The organism is Micrococcus sp. 093350064-1 (assembly GCF_053627955.1).
The window spans coordinates 148,917-169,794 of record NZ_JBSEYU010000004.1; the positions used below are offsets into that span (position 1 = coordinate 148,917).

The window sequence follows — 20,878 nt, forward strand, 5'->3', positions numbered from 1 at the left end:
GCGCCGCCGCCTACCCTGGATCGCATGCCGTCTCGTCCGACTTCCCCCGGGTCGAAGCCGTCCCCCGCCGTCTACCGCCGCCGGCGGCTCGTGGCCGCCCTGCTCGCCCTCGTGCTCCTGCTCCTGGTGGGGTGGGCCGTCGTGGCGCTCGTCCGCGCCGGGATCGGCGCCTTCTCCTCCGAGGACGCCGACCCCTCCGCCGCCCCGACGCCGGTGCACTCCCCGTCGCCCGCCCCGGCGACGGACGCCGAGTCCGGCTCCGCCTCGCCCACCGTGGCCCTCGAGGACGCGGCCGAGTGCCGGCCCTCGGACCTGCGGATCACCGCCTCCGCGGACCGGTCCGAGTACCAGCGGGGCGAGGAGGCCGAGCTGCGCCTGGGCATCACGAACCTCTCCTCGACCCCGTGCCGCACGGATGTGGGCACGGCCCGACAGGAGTTCAGGATCCGCACGGCCGAGGGCGACGACGTCTTCTCCACCCGCATCTGCCAGGCGGACCCCGCGGAGGCCCAGCGGGTGCTGTACCCGCACGAGGAGCTCACCGCCGTGTACCGCTGGTCCGGCCGTGCCTCGAGCCAGGACTGCGGCCGACTCGGCGCTCTCGCGGAGCCCGGACCCCATCTGCTGACGGTCAGCCTCGGCGACGTCACCTCCCGCCCCGTCGCGCTGAAGATCCTCGAGGAGCTCGCCCCGGGGGCCCAGGACGGCGGCTCCTCGGCCACCCCCTCCTCGGCCACCCCCTCCTCGAGCGGCAGCGCCTCCCCGTCGGCGTCCGCCTCAGCTCCGGCGTCGGCCTCAGCCTCGGCGTCCGCCTCAGCATCGGCGTCGGCTTCGCCGTCCGCGGCACCGGCCACGACCACCGACCCGTCGCCGTCGCCGTCCCGCTGAGCCGGGCGCGTCGTCAGCGGCCGGGGCCGACCTCCGGACGCGCGGCCGGGCCGCCGCCGGTCCACGTGGGGATCGTGGCGAGGGCCTCGCCGATCGAGCCGACCTCCGCCACCGTGAAGCCCGCCGGGACCTCCCCGAGCGGCTCGGGGGAGCGGGGGACCAGCGCGCGGGTGAAGCCCAGCCGCGCAGCCTCACGCACCCGTCGCCCGATGCCGGGCACGGGGCGCACCTCCCCGGCAAGCCCGAGCTCGCCGACCGCGATCATCCCCTGCGGGACGGGGGCCGAGAGCTTCGCCGAGGCCACGGCGACGGCCACGGCCAGGTCCGAGGCGGGCTCCGAGAGTCGCACGCCGCCCACGGTGGCCACGTAGCAGTCGTCCTGGGCGAGGGCGAAACGGGCCCGGCGCTGGAGCACGGCCAGGAGCATGTTCACGCGCGCCGCGTCCACGCCGGAGACGGTGCGGCGCGGGCTGCCGCCGGCGGACGGGGTGAGCAGGGACTGCACCTCGGCCACGAGCGGGCGCCGGCCCTCGAGCGTCACCGTCACGCACGTGCCCTCGACCGGCTCCGAGACGCCCGAGAGGAACAGACCGGAGGGGTCGTCCAGGGACTCGATGCCGTCCTCCCGCAGGTCGAAGCAGCCGACCTCGTCCGTGGGCCCGAAGCGGTTCTTCACCGCACGCACCAGGCGCAGCCGTGAGTGGCGGTCCCCCTCGAACTGGCAGACCACGTCCACGAGGTGCTCGAGCAGCCGCGGGCCGGCGATGGTCCCGTCCTTCGTCACGTGGCCCACCAGGACCGTGGTGATCCCCTTCTCCTTGGCCGTGCGGATGAGGCTGGCCGCCACCTCGCGCACCTGGCTGACGCCCCCGGCGATCCCGTCCACCTCGGTGGACTGCAGGGTCTGCACGGAGTCCACGATCACCAGCTCCGGGTCCGTCCGCTCGATCTGCCCCAGTGCCCGGCCCAGGTCCGTCTCCGCCGTCAGACGCAGGGTGTCCGCGATCGCCCCGATCCGGTCTGCGCGGGAGCGCACCTGCGCCGCCGACTCCTCGCCCGTCAGGTACAGCACCGAGCGCGGACCGCCGCCGCCCGCGCCGCGGGCCGTCTGGGCGGCCACGTCCAGCAGCAGCGTGGACTTGCCGATGCCCGGCTCGCCGGCCAGCAGGATCACCGCGCCCGGCACGAGGCCGCCGCCGAGCACACGGTCCAGCTCGCGCACCCCCGTGGAGCGGAACGAGGCCAGCGTGGCGTCCACGTCCGCGATGCGCGGCGCGACCTCCGCGACCGTGGCCGCGCGCGTGCGGCCGGTGGTGGACGTCAGGCCGATCTCCTCGACCGTGCCCCACGACTGGCACTCCCCGCAGCGGCCGACCCACTTCACGGTGGTCCAGCCGCACTCGGTGCAGCGGTATCCGGGGGCACGCTTCGGGGCGGTCTTGGTGGCCATGCGCCCACTCTAGGAGCCGAGGCGGACGCGTTAGCCGGCACCGCGCGCGGTCCGACGTCGGCCGCCGGGGCCGTGCGCCGCCGTCGGGCTCAGACGCGGGGCAGGTAGCCGCGCGCCTCGTCGTGCTCGGCGCCCGTGGCCTCGATGAGGTCCACCATCATGGGCCGCAGCAGCATCACGAGCGCCTCGCCGTGCACGGACCCGCCGCCCAGCTGGTGCGGGTCCAGCGCGGACGCGGACGCCCCCAGGGCGTCCCGCGCCACGGACAGCGAGCGATGGCGGCCCTCGGCCTGCGGCTCCACGAGGGAGCGGTGCAGGATCTCGACGGCGTCCGCGGCGTCGTCGAACCAGGCTGCCAGGCGCTCGCGGTCGTCGTCGTCGAACACACCCTCGTCCAGGACCGAGACCACCCGCCGGGCCACGATCCGCAGGGAGCGCACCGCCAGGTCCGAGCGGTCCGCCGCGTTCACCGCGTCCTCCACGAAGGAGCGCGAGGAGCGGTGCAGCGGGTTGAACACGGTCTGCTCATGCGTGACGCGCAGCTCCTTGCGCAGCGCCTCCAGCGTGGTGTGCGTGCCGCGGCTGGCCACGAGCGCCATCCAGGCGGTGCGGGAGTCGTTCTCCCGCAGGGCCCGGGAGAGGTCGCGCAGCACCGTGGCGATCGAGTCGTAGAGTCCACCCAGCTGACGCACCGCGGGACGGCGCACGTCCTGGGGCGAGAGGAACGTGACGAGCAGGGCCAGGACGCCGCCCACGATCGCGTCCTGGCTGCGGACGAACGGCCCTCCCGTGCCGGTGGGCAGGAGGACCACGAGGACGGACTGCAGGGACATCTGCATCGTGAACGTGGCGCCGGAGTCCAGGAACCGGGCCACCATCACGGACACGAACAGGACCACCGAGGCCTGCCACAGGCCGCGGCCGAGCCCGACCATGAGCAGGTCCCCGATCAGGATGCCGACGGTGCAGCCGACGGCGACCTCGGCCACCTTGCGCAGCTTCGGCTCCCGTTGGAAGCCGAGGGCGATCAGTAGGGCGGTGGAGGCGAACAGGGGCTGCTGGTGGCCCAGGACGGCCTCCGCGAACCAGTAGGCGCCCACCGCGCAGACAGCGACGAGGGCGGCCTGGCCCACGGAGGAGCGGACGCGGGACCAGCCCGCACGGGCGCGCCGACGCAGGAAGCGGCCGAGACGTTCCCCGCGGGTCTGGGGGTCGACCATCGGCACCGTGCCCGTGGCGGTGGCGAAGCGGTCCGTCATGCGGCCAGCCTAGTCCGACGCCGCGGTGCCCCCGCCGTGCGAGGCTCAACCAAGCATTGTGGCCCACGGCACAGATCATTCCTGCGAATGCCGCTCCCGTTCACCATCTGTTCACCCCGGCCGAGCACTCGATTCACCTCTGGACCGTACGGTCGGGTGCGGTGCAGAACCGGGCCAGCCGGACGCTCTGCCCTCACCGTCGTCATCCGATTGAAAGAGGCTCTTCGTGAAGGCTCACCGCTTCGGCCGCTCCGCCGCCCTCCTGTCCGTGGCCGCCATCGCCCTGACCGCCTGCTCCTCCGCGGACAGCGGCAACGGCGGCTCCGATGCCTCCGGCTCCGCCGGCGGCGAGCATGCCTCCGGCTCCGCCGGCGGCGAGCAGGGCACCACCTCCGAGGTCCAGGGCAACCTGGTCGGCGCCGGCGCCTCCTCGCAGGAGGCGGCCATGACCGCCTGGACCCAGGGTGTCACCGAGATCGCTCCGAACCTGACCGTGCAGTACTCCCCGGACGGCTCCGGTGCCGGTCGTGAGAAGTTCCTCGCCGGCGCCACCTCCTTCGCCGGCTCCGACGCCGCCCTCAAGGAGGAGGAGGCTGAGTCCGCCAAGGAGAACTGCGGCGACGAGGGTGCGTTCCACGTGCCGGCCTACATCTCCCCGATCGCCGTGGCCTACAACCTGCCGGGCGTCGATGAGGTCAAGATGGACGCCGAGACCATCGCCAAGGTGTTCTCCGGCGAGATCAAGAACTGGAACGACGAGGCCATCGCCGCGCAGAACGAGGGCGTCGAGCTGCCCGACACCCCGATCACCGTCGTGCACCGTTCCGACGACTCGGGCACCACCGAGAACTTCACCGCCTACCTCACCGAGGCCGCCGGCGATGCCTGGTCCTACGACGAGGTCGAGACCTGGCCGTCCGACATCACCGCCGAGTCGGCCCAGGGCACCAAGGGTGTCGTGGGCCTGGCCTCCCAGACCGAGGGCGCCATCACCTACGCCGACGCCTCCGCCGTGGGCGAGCTGGGCACCGTGTCCGTGAAGGTCGGCGAGGAGTACGTGAAGTACTCCGCCGAGGCCGCGGCCGCGACCGTCGAGAAGTCCGAGGCCAAGGAGGACGGCTCGATCGAGCTCGACCGCGCCACCGACGAGTCCGGCGTGTACCCCGTCGTGTTGGTCTCCTACCACATCTACTGCAACCAGTACGAGTCGCAGGAGACCGTGGACCAGGTCAAGGCCTTCGCCGAGTACGTCGTGTCCGAGGACGGTCAGAAGACCGCCGAGGAGTCCGCGGGCAACGCCCCGATCTCCGAGGACACCCGCAAGAAGGCCATGGAGCGCATCGAGGCCATCTCGGTCAAGGGCTGATGTCGCTTCTTGTCGGCTGACCCACCGCCGCTTCGGCCGCCGGGCCCCACGGGCCCGGCGGCTGAAGCCGCGTCAGGGCTCTCGTTCGTCGCGGCCCGTCCATCACCACGCACGTCGATCTGAGGGAAGGCACTGTGTCCTCAACCACCAACGAGGCGGCACCGAAGCCGTCCAGCCTGCGCGGCCCCCGCCGCGGAGCCGCCGGAGACAAGCTCCTCTCCGGCGGGGCCCTTGCGGCCGCCGTCCTGATCCTGCTCGTGCTCGCCTTCGTGGCGGTCTTCCTCCTGACGGAGGCATGGCCTGCCCTGCAGCCGGGCGCGGAGCTCGTGTCTGCGGACTCCTTCTTCCAGTACGTGTGGCCGCTCATGGCCGGCACCGTGATGGTGTCGATCATCGCTCTGCTCATCGCCACCCCGGTCGCGATCGGTGTCGCCCTGTTCATCTCGCACTATGCGCCCCCGCGCATCGCGCAGTCGGTGGGCTTCGTGATCGATCTGCTGGCCGCGATCCCCTCCGTGGTCTACGGCGTGTGGGGCTGGCTGACGCTCGCTCCGCTGATGGTGCCGATCTACGGCTGGCTCAACGAGAACCTGGGCTTCATCCCGTTCTTCGGCGGCTCGGCCACCACCACGGGCCGCACCCTGCTGACCTCGGGCGTCGTGCTGGCCGTGATGGTTCTGCCGATCATCACCGCGCTCTGCCGTGAGATCTTCACCCAGACCCCGAAGCTCCACGAGGAGGCCGCGCTCGGCCTCGGCGCCACGCGCTGGGAGATGATCAAGATGACCGTGTTCCCGTTCGCCCGGGCCGGCATCGTCTCCTCGATCATGCTCGGCCTCGGCCGCGCGCTCGGCGAGACCATGGCGGTCACCATGGTGCTCTCCGGCGGCGTCTTCTCCTGGTCGCTCGTGGAGTCCGGCAGGAACCAGACGATCCCGTCGGAGATCGCGCTCAACTTCCCCGAGGCGTTCAACATGCGCCTGCACGAGCTGATCGCTGCCGGTCTCATGCTCTTCATCATCACCCTGGCGGTGAACATGATCGCCCGCGCGATCGTGAACAAGCACAAGGAATTCTCGGGAGCCAACTGACATGAGCACTGTCTCGACTTCTCCCCGGGCCACCGAGGACAGCGTGACGCCGCGGCGTCACTCCCTGACCGAGGGTCAGAAGCCCGGCTGGACCTGGATGGCCGTCGCAGCTGCCGCGGCCGTCGTCGCCGCCGGCCTGACCGTGCTGCTCAGCGGCGCCTTCAACGTCGTCGGTTTCGTGATCATCGCCGCCATCCTCTACATCGCGGGGCTCTACGTGGCCACCCGCGTGATGGAGAACCGGCGCCGCGCCGCAGACGGCCTGTGCCGCAACCTCGTGTGGCTGGCGTTCCTCGTGGCCCTGGTGCCGCTGGTCTCCGTGCTGTGGTCGGTCCTCTCCGCCGGTCTGCCGACCCTGATCGCCAACCCGCAGATCATGGCGTACGACATGAAGGGCATCACCGGCATCGACGACTCGGCGTGGGTGGAGGACGGCAAGCCCGCCGGCGGGCTCGCGGGCGGTTTCGGCCACGCCCTGATCGGCACCGTCGTGATCACGATCATCGCGACCCTGATCTCCGTGCCGATCGGCATGCTCACCTCCATCTACCTGGTGGAGTACAGCCGCGGCGGCTGGTTCTCCCGCGCCATCGTGTTCTTCGTGGACGTCATGACCGGCATCCCCTCGATCGTGGCCGGCCTCTTCGCCTACGCCGCGATCACGTGGGTCCTGACCCTGGTCACCGGCAGCAAGTCCACCGCACTGCAGTCCGTGCAGATGGGTCTCACGGCCGCGATCGCGCTCTCGGTGCTCATGATCCCCGTGGTCGTGCGATCCACGGAGGAGATGCTCCGTGTGGTGCCCAACGAGCTGCGCGAGGGCGCCTACGCCCTCGGCGTGCGCAAGTGGCAGACCATCGCCAAGGTGGTCCTGCCCACCGCGATCTCCGGCATCGCCTCCGGCGTCACCCTGGCCATCGCCCGCGTGGCGGGCGAGACCGCGCCGATCCTCGTGACGGCCGGCTTCGCCACCAGCATCAACTGGAACCCGTTCGACAACTGGATGACCGCGCTGCCGGTGTACATCTACCGCCAGCTGGTCGCCCCGACCTCGCCTACGGCGGCGGACCCCTCGACCGCCCGCGCCTGGGCAGCCGCCCTGCTGCTCGTCACCATCGTCATGCTGCTCAACCTGGCGGCACGGTTCATCGCCAAGGCGTTCGCCCCCAAGAAGGGCCGGTGAGGCCCGGCCGCCCGGAATCCCCCGGGCGGCCGGCCCCGACCCCGTCGCACCCCCCCAGAGACTTCCACGAAGGAACAGAACCACTCATGTCCAAGCGCATCCAGGCCGTCGACGTCGATGTCTTCTACGGCAAGTTCAAGGCCGTCGAGGGCGTCAACATCGACATCGCCCCCCGCTCCGTCACTGCCTTCATCGGCCCCTCCGGCTGCGGCAAGACCACCTTCCTGCGCAGCATCAACCGCATGCACGAGGTGCTCCCCGGCGCCACCGTGGACGGCCAGCTCCTGCTCGACGGCGAGGACATCTACGGGCCCGGTGTGGACCCGGTCCGCGTCCGTTCCCAGATCGGCATGGTCTTCCAGCGCCCGAACCCGTTCCCCACGATGTCCATCCGCGACAACGTGCTGGCCGGCTACAAGCTCAACGGCACCCGCCTGAACAAGTCCCGTGCGGACGAGCTCGTGGAGAAGTCCCTGCGCGGCGCCAACCTGTGGAACGAGGTCAAGGACCGCCTCGACAAGCCCGGCTCCGGCCTCTCCGGCGGTCAGCAGCAGCGTCTGTGCATCGCCCGCTCCATCGCGGTGCAGCCCGACGTGATCCTCATGGACGAGCCCTGCTCCGCGCTCGACCCGATCTCCACCCTCGCCGTCGAGGACCTGATCAACGAGCTCAAGGAGGAGTACACGGTCATCATCGTCACGCACAACATGCAGCAGGCCGCGCGCGTGGCGGACAAGACCGCGTTCTTCAACATCCAGGGCGTCGGCAAGCCCGGCAAGCTGATCGAGTACGACGACACCAACGTCATCTTCAACAACCCCTCGAGCCAGCAGACCGAGGACTACGTCTCCGGCCGTTTCGGCTGAGCCGCCCCGCGCTCCGTCCCCGACCCCGTCCGGCCGCACGCCGGGCGGGGTCGCGGCGTCTGCGGGGCCGGGCGTCGTCGTCGGGCGCGGCCTCAGGCCAGCGGGAGGAGGGCCAGCGTGCCGAGGAGGCCGAGGAGGGCGCAGGCCACCGGCGTGAGCAGCCACCAGCCGACCACGCGCAGCACGGTGGGCCAGCGCACGGACGCGTAGGTCTGCGTCTGGCCGGCGCCCACGATGGCCGCCGTCGCCGTGTGGGTGGAGGACAGGGGCAGGTGGAACACCAGGGATCCGACGAACAGCAGGCCCGCGGGGATGACGGCGGCCACGGACGCCCGCAGGGGGTCGAGGCGCACGAGACGCTCGGTGAGGGTCCAGGCGATCCGCCAGGCGCCGCCTAGCGTGCCGAGCCCGACCGCGAGGGCGAACAGGAACGCGCCCCCCACGAACTCGGCCGTCAGGGCGTCCGGCGCCAGGACGGACCCGGACCCCACCAGCACGGCGGCCCACAGCACCCCCATGCGCTGACCGGCCTGCAGGCCGTGGCCCATGGCCATGGCGCTGGCGGAGATGCCCAACGCGACGCGGGCCCGGTGCTGGACGTTGACCGTGGTGCCGCGGGTGGCGAGCCGCGTGGCGGGCGCGGTGAGCAGGCGGGCGAGCGCCCACGCGATCAGGGGCGAGAGCAGCAGGCTGAGCAGCACCTCGGCGCGGACGAGGTCGAAGATGGTGTGGGCGACGTCGATGTGCAGGCTCAGGCGCACGGCGAGGTGGCTGCCCGCCAGCGCGGAGATCAGCGCGTGCGTGCTGGAGCCGGGCAGGCGCCGCCACCACAGCAGCAGACCCCACACGAGGGTCACCGCGCAGGACACGCCCACGGCCAGGGGGCCGATCTCGCTGCGCACCGCGGGCGAGGTGAAGTAGTGCACGCTCAGCGTGATGAGCCCGATGCCCAGCAGCGCGCCCACGGTGTTGACCGCTCCGGTCAGGAGGAGGGCCCCGCGCGGTGTCAGCGCCCGGTACCGGACAGGCAGCGCCGCGGCGTTGGGGGCGTCACGGAACCCCATCAGCGCGCCGACGGCGCACAGCAGCACGAGGACGACGGCGAGCCCCGCGGTCACGGCGCCTCCACCGGCTCAGGACTCACGGACGAGCACCATGCCCAGGTCCATGTTCACGCGGGAGAGGGCCTCGAGCGCCGCGTGCAGCGCCCAGGCGACCTCGCGCTGGCGGTTGTAGTCGCGCTGCAGCAGGTCCATGCCGAGATCGGCGAGCCACTCGACCATGATCCGCTCCGTGCGGCGGGAGGCGCGCAGCAGCTGCATCCACGTGGCCTCCAGGGCGTCGAGGTCGCGCATCTCGGCGGCGCCGCGGGCGAGCAGCTCGGCCTGACGACCCACGGTCTCGAGGACGTCGAGGGCGTGCGTCGGCAGCTCCTCGAGGTCGGCCCGTTGGATCAGCACGCCCGCCGACACGACGCGCCGGGTGGCCGCGTGCACGCCGCTGGCCAGCCGGTAGAGGTCCTGACGGGGCAGCGGAGTCACGTAGGCGCTGCGCAGCGCGGTGAGGAAGGCCATGAGGGTGGCGCTCGAGGACGAGTCGAGCTCCTCGAGCTCACGGGCGGCACGGTCCGCCTCGGGTCCGCGGGTCCCCGCGACCTGGGCCACCAGGTGCACCGCCCGGTGCAGGGCCTCGGCGAGGTCCGCCATGTGGCGCAGCGCCGGGGTGTCGCGCGTGACGAGCCAGGGCATGCGGGGGGACATGGGCAGCGGTCGCTCTCTCGTCGACGGGTGGCGAAGGGGTCGACGACGACGCCGGACCGGGAACGCCTCTCGGCGGAAGGCCGCTCGCAGCGGCTATGTGTTGGAGCCCGGGGTTACCAGCGGCCCGGCGCCGTCCCCATCAGTCTAGCGATCCGTCCCGAAACGCTCGACCCGCCGCCTCCAGGGCGTCGGCGGTGCTGACCAGGCGCGCGGCCCGGCGGGTGAGGGCGGCGGCGCGGTCCGGGGCGGCGGCCTCGGAGCCCTCGGCGTGCTCGACCTGGCCCAGAGCCACGACGCGGGCGTAGGCCGCGGCGCGCTCGAACGCGACGTCGATCTCGGAGCGGTAGGCGCCCGTGAGGATCGTGTCCGTGAGGCGGCGCAGCTCGGCCGGCCCCGGCGGCTCGACGGCGCCCGCCACGACGCGCGAGGCGTAGGCGGCATGCCCGGCGCGGTACCAGGCGGCCCAGCGCTCGCCGTCGCGGGTCGTCGCCTCCTGGAGCGCGTACAGGCGCCACAGGGCGCCGGCGAGCGAGACGGGCGGGGCGTCCGCCCACAGCTCGGCGAGCGTCTCGACGCCCAGCTCGCGGACCAGCCCGACCAGCCGCTCGACGATGGCCGGGTCCTCCTCCGCGCGGCCGCCGGCCACGAGGGCGTGGGCCAGGCGCGAGGCCGCCGCGGCCACTTCCTGCGGGTCTTCGCCGCCGGCGAAGTGCGTGAGCTCCTGCGGTTCCGAGAGGCGGGGCCGGTGGGGGCGCAGCACGCCCGAGGCGCTCGAGCTGGCGCCGCGGCCGGCGGGCAGGCGGTGACGTGCCATGGGCGGGCTCCCTTCGAGGGCGCATCGGGGTGGGGATGTGGTCGCCGGAGGCGGCGGCCCCGTCCACGGTAGTGCCCCGGACGCCTGGGCTACCATCGGAGGGCACCCGTGAGGGTCGCCGTCGTCGGCCGCGCGCCGTCGTCGTCGGCCGCGGGTGGGGGCCTTTAGCTCAGCTGGCAGAGCATCGGACTTTTAATCCGCCGGTCGCGGGTTCGATCCCCGCAGGGCCCACCGGAGAGCGGCCCCTGACCAGGCATGACGCCCGGTCAGGGGCCTCTCCCTAGGATGGAGCCATGAGCCCCACGCCCGCACCAGTCACCGAGACGATCAGCTCCGGCCACAGCGTGGTGTGGTCGCGCCCGCCGGCGGAGCGCGCGGGCACGGACCTGGTGCTCGTGTTCCACGGCTACGGCTCCAACGAGGTCCGCGCGGCGCGCCGCCACTTCCCGATGCTCCCGGAGCGGTGCACCGGCCTGGCGGTGCGCGGCGGCTTCGAGATCGACGAGACGGCCTCCGAAGGCCCGGGCGACCCCGGCGCGCACGGCTGGTTCCTGCTCGACCTGCTGCTGCAGTCCGACTTCGCCCAGGTGCTCGCCGCCGCCCACCGCGTGTTCGACGTGCTCTCCGCCGAGGAGGTCGTGGCGGCCGGCTTCCGCACGGTCTCGGTGCTCGGCTTCTCCCAGGGCATGGCCATGGCGACGACGGTCCTGCGTCTGCGCCCCGAGGCGTTCACCTGCGGTGTGGGCCTGAGCGGCTTCGCCGTCGACAACGAGCTGCTGGCCATGCTCGACTCCCCGGCCGAGGGACCGGGCCCGCGCCCGTTCTTCTGGGGCCGGGACGCCGAGGATCCCGTGATCCATCCGGACGCCGTCGCCCACACCCGCGCGTGGGCCGAGGAGCACACCCGCCTGACCGTGCGCACCTACCCCGGGATCTTGCACGGGACCGGCCCCGACGAGGTCCGTGACGTGCGCATCTTCCTCGAGCACTCCCTGCGCGCGGCGACGCCCGGGTCCTGACCGCGGGGGTCGCGCGCCGATACTGTGGCGCGCATGGCAAAGAACTCGACGATCGGCCGGTACGCGTCCGGGAAGGTGAAGGACTTCGGGCTGAAGTCGGCACTCGATGAGAACGGCGAGCCCACGGAGGGCTTCGAGAAGGCCCTCTCCACGGTGTTGGCGGTCCAGCGCCCCCTGGTCCTGAAGAACATCCAGCGCATGGCGGCGAAGCACCCGGGGGAGAGCCCGGAGCGTCTCGCCGAGCGGCTCGGGCAGCAGTACCTGACCACCGTCACGGGGGCCGGTGCCGCCGTGGGCGGCACCGCGATCGTCCCGGGCATCGGCACCGTGGCCGCGCTCGGCCTGTCCGGTGCCGCGGTCGCCGGCTTCATGGAGGCCACCGCCCTCTACGCGCAGTCCCTCGCCGAGCTGCACGGCATCACCACGCAGGACCCGCAGCGCGCCCAGGCCCTCGTCATGGGCCTCATGCTCGGCGACGACGCCAAGGAGCTGCTCCGCGAGGCCGCCGCCAAGGCCGGCCGTCCCTACGACCCGCAGTCCAGCCTCAACGCGCTCGCGGGCACCGCATCGGGCACCGGCATCAGCGCGTTCGTGGTGGATCGCCTCAAGAGGACGTTCATGCGCAAGATGCTCCTGCGGCAGGGTGCCGGCTTCGTGGGCCGCGCCGTGCCGTTCGGCGTGGGCGCCGTGATCGGCGGCGTGGGCAACCGCGCCATGGGCAAGGCCGTGATGGAGAACGCCGCGGAGCTCTTCGGCCCCCTGCCGATGGTGATCCCCGGCGAGATCCGCGAGGGCGCCGCACAGGGGCGCGCCGCGGGGGAGTCGGAGGGCACCAAGGACTACGGCGGCGTCTTCGGCGCGATCCGTCGCGCCCTGCCCGGCGGCAAGGACGAGAAGGACAAGCCGGCCGCCTGACGGCCTCGCCCCCGCGCGTCCATCGCCCCCGTCCCCGCGCTTTCGAACGTGAGAGAGGGCCTATCTCACGCTCGAAAGCGCCCATTCGCCCCATTTCACGTTCGAAAGTGCGGGGTAGGGGCGGCGGCTCAGAGGAACAGCGTGGCCACCCCGTGGATCGCCAGGCCCGCGAGCGCACCGACGATCGAGCCGTTGATGCGGATGAACTGCAGGTCCTTGCCCACGAACAGCTCGAGGGTGCGCGCGGTCTGCTCGCCGTCCCAGCGGGCGACCGTCTCCTCGATCACCCCGGTGAGCGCCGGGCCGTAGGAGCTCAGCGCATACGCCGCGGCGCGGCGGGCGTGGCCGTCCACGCGGTCGCGCAGCTCGGGGTCCTCCTGCAGGCGGGCGCCGAGGTCGCGCAGGGCGGCCACGAGCGCGCGATGCAGGTCGGAGGACGGGTCCTCGAGCGCATCCAGGAGCGAGTCCCGCAGGGAGACCCAGGCCCGCCCGGCCCACGCGCGCAGCCGTTCGTCCGCGAACAGGTTCCGCTTGAACCGTTCCACCGAGGCGCGGGTGGCCGGCTCGTTCCGCATCTCGTCGGCGAGGCGGTCGAGCCAGTCGTCGACGGCGCGGCGGGCCTCGTGCTGCCGGTCGCGGCGGATGCCGGCGAGGTATCTGAGGGTCTCGGCGTGCAGTCGCTCGGCGAGGAGGCGGTCCACGAGGTCCGGGCTCCACTCGGGGGAGCGGCGGCGCACCGTCTCGACGAACAGCTCGGGGTGGGCGGCCACCCAGTCCCCGGTGTGGGCGACCACGAGGTCCACCACGCGCTCGTGGTGCCGGCCGGCCACCACGTCCTCCAGCACGCCCGCGAGCGTGGGGGACCAGTCCGGGGCCACCATGTGGCGTTCCATCAGCTGGCGCAGCAGCTCCTGGACGGCGTCGTCGTCAGCCGCGGCCATGGCGCCCCGGGCCGCCGTCGCGATCTCCCGGGCGGTGCGGGCCGCGTTCTCCTCACGGCGCAGCCAGCCGCCGGCGGCCTCGGCCACCTTCAATCCGTCGACCTTCTCGTGGGCGACCTCCGAGTCCAGGAAGTTCTCCTGCACGAACTCGGTCAGCGCGGCGCCGAGCTGGTCCTTCTTCCGCGGGATCAGGGCGGTGTGCGGCACGGGCACCCCCATCGGGTGGCGGAACAGCGCCGTGACCGCGAACCAGTCCGCCAGCGCGCCGACCATGCCGCCCTCCGCGGCGGCGCGCACGTAGCCCCACACCGGGTGGGCGTCCTGCAACGGGAACGCGACCACGAACACCACGGCCAGCAGGATGAGCAGGCCCAGGGCGACGGCCTTCATGCGCCGCAGGCCCGCCGCGCGTTCGAGGGCGCCGGCGCTGAGCAGCTGCTGGGCGGGGTCGGGGGAGAAGGACACGGCAGGCTCCTGATCGCGTGCACCGAATGGTCCCCACCAGTTAACCAGCCGGGCACCCTGCGGTGACGTGGCCGGCACAGGCGCTCCCTAGCCTGGCGGCGTGTCCGCCCTCGTGATCGCCCACCGCGGTGCCTCCGCCGCCTTCCCCGAGCACACCCGCGCCGCCATGCTCCACGCCCTCGCCGTGGGCGCGGACGGTCTCGAATGCGACGTCCAGCTCACGCGGGACCGCGAGGTCGTCTGCTGGCACGACCCCACCGTGGACCGCACCTCGGACGGGCGCGGCGCCGTCGCGGACCACACGCTCGAGCGTCTGCGCGGCCTCGACGTCGTCTCGTGGCACGCCCGGCGCCCGGGGGCCGAGCCCACCACGACGACGGCGCCGCCCGCCGTGTACGGCGGCGCGGGGGAGCAGGTGCTCACCCTGGCCGACCTCCTGGCGATCGCGGCGGCCGCGGACCGGCCGCTGCGCCTGGCCGTGGAGCTCAAGCACCCCTCCCCGTTCGGGCATGAGCTCGAGGAGCGGGTGCTGCGGGAGCTGCTGCGGGCCGGTTGGGACCCGGAGACCGGCCGACTGGGTCAGGTGCAGGTGTCCCTCATGAGCTTCCATCCGGACGCGCTGCGCCACGTGGCGCCGCTGGCCGGCACGGACCCCCTCTGCCCCCTGATGGACCTCATGCCGACGGAGCTGCCGACCCGGCTCGCGCGGGGGCCGCTGAGCCGGGCGGCGGTGCGTGCGGCGGCGCGTCAGTCGCTGGCGGGGTCCGAGGCGCTCGTCTGGCGCGGCCGGGCCGGGATGGCGGGGCCCTCCGTGGCCTACGTGCGGGAGCACCTGGCGGACGTGAAGGCGTGGCTGGCGGCGGGGCGGCGGCTGCGGGTGTGGACCGTCGACGAGCGCGAGGACGCCGATTTCCTCCTCGCCCAGGGGGTGCAGGAGCTCACCACCAACCGTCCGGAGGACGTGCTGCGCTGGGTCCGCGAGCGGGCCGCCGCGCGTCGCGAGCGGGTGCCCACCGGGGCCTGAGGGCGCCGTGCCGCACGCGCAGACGCGGCCTGCGTTGCGTTCCTGCCCGCGCTTGTGGCTATAGTCACGTCCAGGAGCGTGCCCGAGGTCACACCCGACGGCGCGGTCCCCTCGCACCCGCGTCTCGGCTGAGACCTCTCCCGGAGGAGCCCCCATGGCCACCCGTCTGCGTCACCGACTCCTGTCCGCCGCCGCGCTCACCGCGGCCGGCGCCCTGCTCGTCACCGGCTGCGCCCAGAGCCAGCGCGACGGCGGCGGCTCCGGCGGCTCGGGCGGGGGCGACGCCGCCCAAGTGGACGGCTCGTTCATCTTCGCCGCCTCCTCCGACCCCAAGAGCCTCGATCCGGCGTTCGCGAGCGATGGCGAGACGTTCCGGGTCTCCCGTCAGATCTTCGAGGGCCTCGTGGGCACGAAGCCGGGCACCGCGGACCCCGCGCCGCTGCTGGCCGAGTCCTGGGAGTCCTCGGAGGACGGCCTGACCCACACGTTCCAGCTGAAGGAGGGCGTGACCTTCCACGACGGCGAGCCGTTCAACGGGGAGGCCGTGTGCGCCAACTTCGACCGCTGGTACAACTTCACGGGCATCCAGCAGTCGGAGACCCTCTCGTACTACTACGGCAAGCTGTTCCGCGGCTTCGCGGACAAGCCCGAGGACGCCGTCTACAAGGAGTGCGAGGCCACCGGCGAGCACGAGGTGAAGATCACGCTGGCGCAGCCGTTCGCGGGCTTCATCTCCTCCCTGTCCCTGCCGGCCTTCGCCATGCAGTCGCCGAAGGCGCTCGAGGAGTACAAGGCGGACGAGGTCGGCGGCACCGCCGAGTCGCCCCAGATGTCCGAGTACGCCCGGGCACACCCCACCGGCACCGGCCCCTACAAGTTCGAGTCCTGGAGCGTGGGCGAGGACGTCAAGCTCACCGCCAACGAGGACTACTGGGGCGAGGGCGGCGAGGTCACGGACATCACCTTCCGCGTGATCGACGACCCGGTGGCCCGCCGTCAGGCGCTCGAGGCCGGGGACATCGACGGCTACGACCTCGTGGCCCCCGCGGACACCGCGGCGCTGTCCGAGGCCGGCTTCAACGTGGTGGCCCGCGACCCGTTCACCATCCTCTACCTGGGCCTGAACCAGGAGAAGGAGGAGCTCCAGGACGTCAGGGTGCGCCAGGCGATCGCCCACGCGATCGACAAGGACGCCCTCATCGCGCAGACCCTCCCCGAGGGCACGGAGCCCGCCACCCAGTTCATCCCGAAGTCCGTGAACGGGTACAGCGAGGACGTCACCACGTACGAGCACGACCCCGCCAAGGCCAAGGCGCTGCTCGCCGAGGCCGGCTACCCGGACGGCTTCACGATCGACTTCAACTACCCCACCGGCGTCTCGCGCCCGTACATGCCGACCCCCGAGCAGGCGTTCTCCAACCTCTCGAGCCAGCTGGCCGAGGTGGGCATCACGGTGAACGCGAAGCCGGCCAAGTGGAGCCCGGACTACCTCGACCAGGTGCAGGGCACCTCGGACCACGGCATCCACCTGCTCGGCTGGACCGGTGACTACAACGACACGGACAACTTCGTGGGCGTGTTCTTCGGCCAGGAGAAGCCCGAGTTCGGCTTCACCGACGAGGAGCTGTTCTCCGCCCTCGAGGAGGCCCGCCAGATCCCGACGCTCGAGGAGCAGACGCCGAAGTACCAGGAGATCAACGAGCAGATCTCCGAGATCGTCCCGGCGGTCCCGCTCGCCCACCCGGCCCCGTCGCTGGCCTTCGACAAGCGCGTGGCCTCCTACCCGGCGAGCCCGGTCAACGACGAGGTCTTCAACGAGATCGACCTGACCGAGTGAGCCCGGCGGGCCGGGGACGACCCGCCCCACCGGCGACGACGGCGCCGCGCCCCGGCGCCGTCGTCGCCGGCCCGCCCGCCACCGCCCGTCCCTCGCACCGACCGGCCCGGCCCCCGCGCCGGCATGGAGGCCCCTCGTGCTCAGACTCATCGGCAAGCGCCTGCTGCTGCTGATCCCCACCCTGTTCGGACTGTCCGTCCTGCTGTTCGTGTGGGTCCGCAGCCTGCCCGGCGGCCCCGCCACCGCCCTGCTCGGCGACCGCGCCACCCCCGAGGCCGTGGCCCGCGTGAACGCGGCGTACGGCTTCGACAAGCCCCTGCTCGAGCAGTACCTCACCTACATGGGGCGGCTGCTGCGCGGCGACTTCGGCACCTCGACCATGACGAACCGGTCCGTGGTCGAGGAGTTCGCGGACCGCTTCCCGGCCACGCTGGAGCTCTCGGTCTTCGCGATCGTGTTCGCGGTGGCCATCGGCATCCCGCTCGGCTACTGGGCGGCCCGCCATGTGGGCCGGTGGCAGGACGACGTCGCCGTCGTGCTGTCCCTGGTCGGCGTGGTGGTGCCCGTGTTCTTCCTGGCGTTCATCCTCAAGTGGGTGTTCGCGGTGAAGCTGGGCTGGCTGCCCACGGACGGCCGGCAGGACCCGCGGATCGACGCCACCCACTACACGAACTTCTACGTGTGGGACGGCATCATCACCGCGGAGTGGGACGCGGCCCTGAACGCGCTGACCCACCTGGTGCTGCCCGGCATCGCGCTGGGCACCATCCCGCTGGCGATCATCGCGCGCATCACCCGTGCCTCCGTGCTGGACGTGCAGGACGCGGACTTCGTGCGCACGGCCCGCGCCAAGGGCCTGGCCCCGCGCCTGATCCGAAACCGGTTCATCATGCGCAACGCCCTGCTGCCGGTGAGCACCACGCTCGGCCTGCAGCTGGGCCTGCTGATCTCCGGGGCGGTGCTCACCGAGACGGTGTTCGCGTTCAACGGGATCGGCCGGTTCCTCGCGCAGGCGATCTTCCAGCTCGACTTCCCGGTGCTGCAGGGCTTCATCATCTTCATCGCCCTGCTCTACTCGCTGATCAACCTGGTCGTGGACGTCTCCTACGGCCTCATCGACCCGAGGGTGCGTGTCTCATGAGCGTGAACCTGCCCCCCAGCCCCGGCGGCGGACCCACCGAGCACGCCGTCGAGCACGCGCTGGCGCCCGTCGAGGCCGGGGCCACCCAGGCGACCACCGAGGCCGCCGCGGACACCCGCGGCACCTCCGTGTGGGGCGCCGCGTTCCAGCGGCTGCGCCGCAACCCGGCGGCGATCGCCGGCGCCGTGATCGTGCTGCTCTTCGTGCTCGTGGCCGTCCTCGCCCCGGTGCTGGCCCCGTACGCGGGCACGGCCACACCCGGCATGCGCGAGATCCGCCCCACCCACGTGCCCGGCCCCGGCGAGGTGGCCGGCTACCCGCTGGGCCTGGACCGCTTCGGCGGGGACGTGCTCTCCAAGCTGATCTGGGGCGCGCAGGCCTCGCTGCTCATCGGCGTCGTCTCGACGGCGTTCGGCCTGGCCGGCGGCATGCTGCTCGGCCTGCTGGCCGGCACGTTCGGCGGCTGGGTGGACTCCGTCGTGATGCGCGTCGTGGACATCCTGCTCTCGGTGCCGAACCTGCTGCTGGCGGTGTCCATCGCGGCGATCCTCGGACAGACCCCGTTCGCGGTGATGATCGCGATCGGGGTGGCGCAGGTGCCCGTGTTCGCGCGGCTGCTGCGGTCCTCGATGCTCACGCAGAAGGGGTCGGACTACGTGCTCGCGGCGCAGACCCTCGGCCTCTCGCGCGGACGGATCACGATGTCCCACGTGCTGCCGAACTCGCTGGGCCCCGTGATCGTGCAGGCCACGCTCACCCTGGCCACGGCCGTGATCGACGCGGCCGCCCTGTCCTTCCTCGGCCTCGGCGGCGGCCGCCCCGAGACCGCCGAGTGGGGCCGCATGCTCACCTACGCGCAGGCCGAGCTGGGCATCAACCCGTGGCTCGCGTTCCTGCCCGGCCTGTGCATCGCCATCACCGCGCTCGGCTTCACCCTGCTGGGCGAGTCCCTGCGCGAGGCCCTCGACCCGACCTCCCGGAGGCGCTGACCATGGACCCCAAGCACGACGACGGCGCACCCGGCCCCGGCGCGGCGCCCGCGGTCCCTGCGGCGGGCGCCCCCCTGCTGGAGATCCGCGACCTGGACGTGGAGTTCACCACCCAGCAGGGCACCGTGCAGGCCGTGGAGGGCGCGTCCCTCACGCTCCCGGCCGGCGGCACGCTGGCGATCGTGGGCGAGTCCGGCTCGGGCAAGTCCACCACCGCGATGGCCGCGATCGGCCTGCTGCCCGGCAACGGCCGGGTCACGGCAGGCTCCGTCCGCTTCGCGGGCGAGGAGCTCGTGGGCCTGCCCGAGTCGCGGATGCGCCGCATCCGCGGCCGCCGGATCGGGCTGGTGCCGCAGGACCCGATGTCCAACCTCAACCCCGTGACCCGGGTGGGTCAGCAGATCGGGGAGACCCTGCTGACCCACGGCATGGCGACGAAGAAGGACGTGGGGGCCGCCGTCGTCGAGGTGATGGAGCGCGCCGGCATCCCCGAGCCCGCGCGACGGGCCAAGCAGTATCCGCACGAGCTCTCGGGCGGTCTGCGCCAGCGCGTGCTGATCGCCATCGGCCTGGCGTGCCGGCCGCAGCTGCTGATCGCGGACGAGCCGACCTCCGCCCTGGACGTGACGGTGCAGCAGGTGATCCTGGACCAGATCGGCGAGATGACCCGCGAGCTCGGCAGTTCCGTGCTGCTGATCACCCATGACCTCGGCCTCGCGGCCGAGCGGGCGCAGCAGCTCGTGGTGATGCACCGCGGCCGCGTGGTGGAGTCCGGCGACGCACGGGCCATCCTCGAGGACCCGCAGCACGCCTACACCCGCTCGCTCGTGGCGGCCGCGCCGTCGGTGGCGGCGGCCCGCCTGCTGCCCGAGGCCTTCGATCCCGTGCCCGCCGCCCTGGCCGAGGACGACACCGCGGCCCTGACCACGGTGGCCCTGGCGAAGCAGGACCTCACCCCGCTGGTGGAGATCCGCGACCTCACCAAGGTCTATCCCGTGCGCGGGCACGAGGACTTCATCGCCGTGAAGGACGTCTCCCTGAAGATCCCGCGCGGCAAGACCGTCTCGATCGTCGGCGAGTCCGGCTCCGGCAAGACGACGACGGCGCGCATGCTGCTCAAGCTGATCGAGCCGACCTCGGGCGAGATCAGCTTCGAGGGCAAGGACGTGCTGGCGCTGAAGGGGGAGGGGCTCAAGGACTTCCGGCAGCGCGTGCAGGCCGTGTTCCAGGACCCCTTCTCCTCGCTCAACCCCTCGTTCACGGTGGGCCGGATCATCGAGGAGCCGCTGCAGACGTACCGGCGGGGCAACGCCACGCAGCGGCGGGCGCGCGTGCTCGAGCTCATGGACCAGGTGGCCCTGCCCTCCCACTTCCACCGCCGGTACCCCGCCGAGCTCTCGGGCGGACAGCGCCAGCGCGTGGCGATCGCCCGGGCGCTCGCGCTGAACCCCGAGCTGATCGTGTGCGACGAGCCGGTCTCCGCGCTGGACGTGCTCGTGCAGGACCAGATCCTCACGCTGCTGCGCCGCCTGCAGGACGAGCTGGGGCTGAGCTACCTGTTCATCTCGCACGACCTGGCGGTGGTGCGGCTCATCTCCGACTACGTGTGCGTCATGAAGGACGGCGAGGTGGTGGAGGCGGCCAGCTCGGAGGAGGTCTTCACCAACCCCCGGCACCCGTACACCCGCCGCCTGCTCGCCTCGATCCCGGGCAACGAGCTGGGCATCGCGGTGGAGGCGGACGGGACGCACGTCTGAGCGCTGACCGGGCCGGACGGTCGGGTGCAGAAGCGCCCCGTTCGTGTCGACCGAGCCGCAGCGACATCACCGCCGGGCGGACCGGCGGTGATGTCGCTGGGCGTCGGTCGGAC

The 20,878-nt window shown here is 72.7% G+C and carries 18 protein-coding genes and 1 tRNA gene; 13 read left to right on the forward strand and 6 right to left on the reverse strand.

All coding sequences use genetic code 11. From position 1 onward, the window contains the following. Window positions 1-24 precede the first annotated feature (24 nt). Complete coding sequence (locus ACUW6W_RS06105) at window positions 25-888, forward strand: hypothetical protein (protein WP_454179963.1); 864 nt, start codon at window positions 25-27, stop codon at window positions 886-888. Window positions 889-901: 13 nt separating this feature from the next. Here ACUW6W_RS06105 and radA read toward each other — a convergent pair whose 3' ends face one another. Together radA and ACUW6W_RS06115 are read right to left on the reverse strand one after the other, a co-directional pair. Then, window positions 902-2,338 (reverse strand): DNA repair protein RadA, encoded by a 1,437-nt coding sequence (gene radA, locus ACUW6W_RS06110; protein WP_206452209.1) that lies wholly within the window; start codon window positions 2,336-2,338, stop codon window positions 902-904. Between the two features lie 89 nt (window positions 2,339-2,427). Beyond that, window positions 2,428-3,597, reverse strand: coding sequence for an FUSC family protein (locus ACUW6W_RS06115; protein WP_069941088.1), 1,170 nt, complete (start codon window positions 3,595-3,597; stop codon window positions 2,428-2,430). A 226-nt stretch (window positions 3,598-3,823) separates the two neighbouring features. On the opposite strand from ACUW6W_RS06115, the gene pstS reads away from it, so the two are divergent. The 4 genes from pstS to pstB all read left to right on the forward strand — a co-directional run bounded on the left by pstS (window position 3,824) and on the right by pstB (window position 8,103). After that, complete coding sequence (gene pstS, locus ACUW6W_RS06120; RefSeq protein WP_020624566.1) at window positions 3,824-4,963, forward strand: phosphate ABC transporter substrate-binding protein PstS; 1,140 nt, start codon at window positions 3,824-3,826, stop codon at window positions 4,961-4,963. 134 nt (window positions 4,964-5,097) lie between these two features. Then, entirely contained in the window at window positions 5,098-6,054 is a 957-nt protein-coding gene (gene pstC, locus ACUW6W_RS06125; RefSeq protein ID WP_044658633.1) for a phosphate ABC transporter permease subunit PstC, read from the forward strand. Between the two features lies 1 nt (window position 6,055). Then, on the forward strand, window positions 6,056-7,237 hold the full coding sequence (gene pstA / locus ACUW6W_RS06130) for a phosphate ABC transporter permease PstA (RefSeq protein ID WP_036384203.1): 1,182 nt from the start codon (window positions 6,056-6,058) through the stop codon (window positions 7,235-7,237). Window positions 7,238-7,323: 86 nt separating this feature from the next. Beyond that, a complete protein-coding gene (pstB, locus tag ACUW6W_RS06135) occupies window positions 7,324-8,103 on the forward strand; it encodes a phosphate ABC transporter ATP-binding protein PstB (RefSeq protein ID WP_041103590.1) in 780 nt (259 codons plus the stop codon). Window positions 8,104-8,195: 92 nt separating this feature from the next. Here the strand turns inward: pstB and ACUW6W_RS06140 are convergent, their stop codons facing one another. The 3 genes from ACUW6W_RS06140 to ACUW6W_RS06150 all read right to left on the reverse strand — a co-directional run bounded on the left by ACUW6W_RS06140 (window position 8,196) and on the right by ACUW6W_RS06150 (window position 10,677). Continuing rightward, window positions 8,196-9,221 carry an inorganic phosphate transporter gene (locus ACUW6W_RS06140; protein ID WP_041103591.1) on the reverse strand — a complete coding sequence of 342 codons (1,026 nt, stop codon included), beginning with the start codon at window positions 9,219-9,221 and terminating at the stop codon, window positions 8,196-8,198. A gap of 15 nt (window positions 9,222-9,236) precedes the next feature. Then, the gene (locus ACUW6W_RS06145; protein WP_098471078.1) at window positions 9,237-9,863 is read right to left on the reverse strand and encodes a hypothetical protein; all 627 of its coding nucleotides are present in this window, start codon (window positions 9,861-9,863) and stop codon (window positions 9,237-9,239) included. 139 nt (window positions 9,864-10,002) lie between these two features. Then, a complete protein-coding gene (locus ACUW6W_RS06150; protein ID WP_041103592.1) occupies window positions 10,003-10,677 on the reverse strand; it encodes a hypothetical protein in 675 nt (224 codons plus the stop codon). 158 nt (window positions 10,678-10,835) lie between these two features. On the opposite strand from ACUW6W_RS06150, the gene ACUW6W_RS06155 reads away from it, so the two are divergent. From ACUW6W_RS06155 to ACUW6W_RS06165, 3 genes are all read left to right on the forward strand, one after another. Continuing rightward, a tRNA-Lys gene (locus tag ACUW6W_RS06155) sits at window positions 10,836-10,908 on the forward strand. A 62-nt stretch (window positions 10,909-10,970) separates the two neighbouring features. Then, window positions 10,971-11,696, forward strand: a complete 726-nt coding sequence (locus tag ACUW6W_RS06160) for an alpha/beta hydrolase (RefSeq protein WP_036383543.1) — start codon at window positions 10,971-10,973, stop codon at window positions 11,694-11,696. A 33-nt stretch (window positions 11,697-11,729) separates the two neighbouring features. Continuing rightward, complete coding sequence (locus ACUW6W_RS06165; RefSeq protein WP_122054879.1) at window positions 11,730-12,611, forward strand: hypothetical protein; 882 nt, start codon at window positions 11,730-11,732, stop codon at window positions 12,609-12,611. 128 nt (window positions 12,612-12,739) lie between these two features. On the opposite strand, the gene ACUW6W_RS06170 is transcribed toward ACUW6W_RS06165, so the two are convergent. Then, on the reverse strand, window positions 12,740-14,017 hold the full coding sequence (locus ACUW6W_RS06170) for a DUF445 domain-containing protein (protein WP_454179966.1): 1,278 nt from the start codon (window positions 14,015-14,017) through the stop codon (window positions 12,740-12,742). A gap of 100 nt (window positions 14,018-14,117) precedes the next feature. On the opposite strand from ACUW6W_RS06170, the gene ACUW6W_RS06175 reads away from it, so the two are divergent. The 5 genes from ACUW6W_RS06175 to ACUW6W_RS06195 all read left to right on the forward strand — a co-directional run bounded on the left by ACUW6W_RS06175 (window position 14,118) and on the right by ACUW6W_RS06195 (window position 20,765). After that, the gene (locus ACUW6W_RS06175; RefSeq protein WP_144819809.1) at window positions 14,118-15,041 is read left to right on the forward strand and encodes a glycerophosphodiester phosphodiesterase family protein; all 924 of its coding nucleotides are present in this window, start codon (window positions 14,118-14,120) and stop codon (window positions 15,039-15,041) included. A gap of 154 nt (window positions 15,042-15,195) precedes the next feature. Beyond that, window positions 15,196-16,878 (forward strand): ABC transporter substrate-binding protein, encoded by a 1,683-nt coding sequence (locus tag ACUW6W_RS06180; RefSeq protein ID WP_134377017.1) that lies wholly within the window; start codon window positions 15,196-15,198, stop codon window positions 16,876-16,878. A 136-nt stretch (window positions 16,879-17,014) separates the two neighbouring features. Then, the gene (locus ACUW6W_RS06185; protein ID WP_069941074.1) at window positions 17,015-18,019 is read left to right on the forward strand and encodes an ABC transporter permease; all 1,005 of its coding nucleotides are present in this window, start codon (window positions 17,015-17,017) and stop codon (window positions 18,017-18,019) included. Then, window positions 18,016-19,008, forward strand: coding sequence for an ABC transporter permease (locus ACUW6W_RS06190; RefSeq protein ID WP_036341535.1), 993 nt, complete (start codon window positions 18,016-18,018; stop codon window positions 19,006-19,008). The genes ACUW6W_RS06185 and ACUW6W_RS06190 overlap by 4 nt, the downstream gene beginning before the upstream one ends. 2 nt (window positions 19,009-19,010) lie before the next feature. After that, on the forward strand, window positions 19,011-20,765 hold the full coding sequence (locus tag ACUW6W_RS06195; protein ID WP_454179967.1) for a dipeptide ABC transporter ATP-binding protein: 1,755 nt from the start codon (window positions 19,011-19,013) through the stop codon (window positions 20,763-20,765). The last annotated feature ends 113 nt before the right edge of the window (window positions 20,766-20,878 follow it).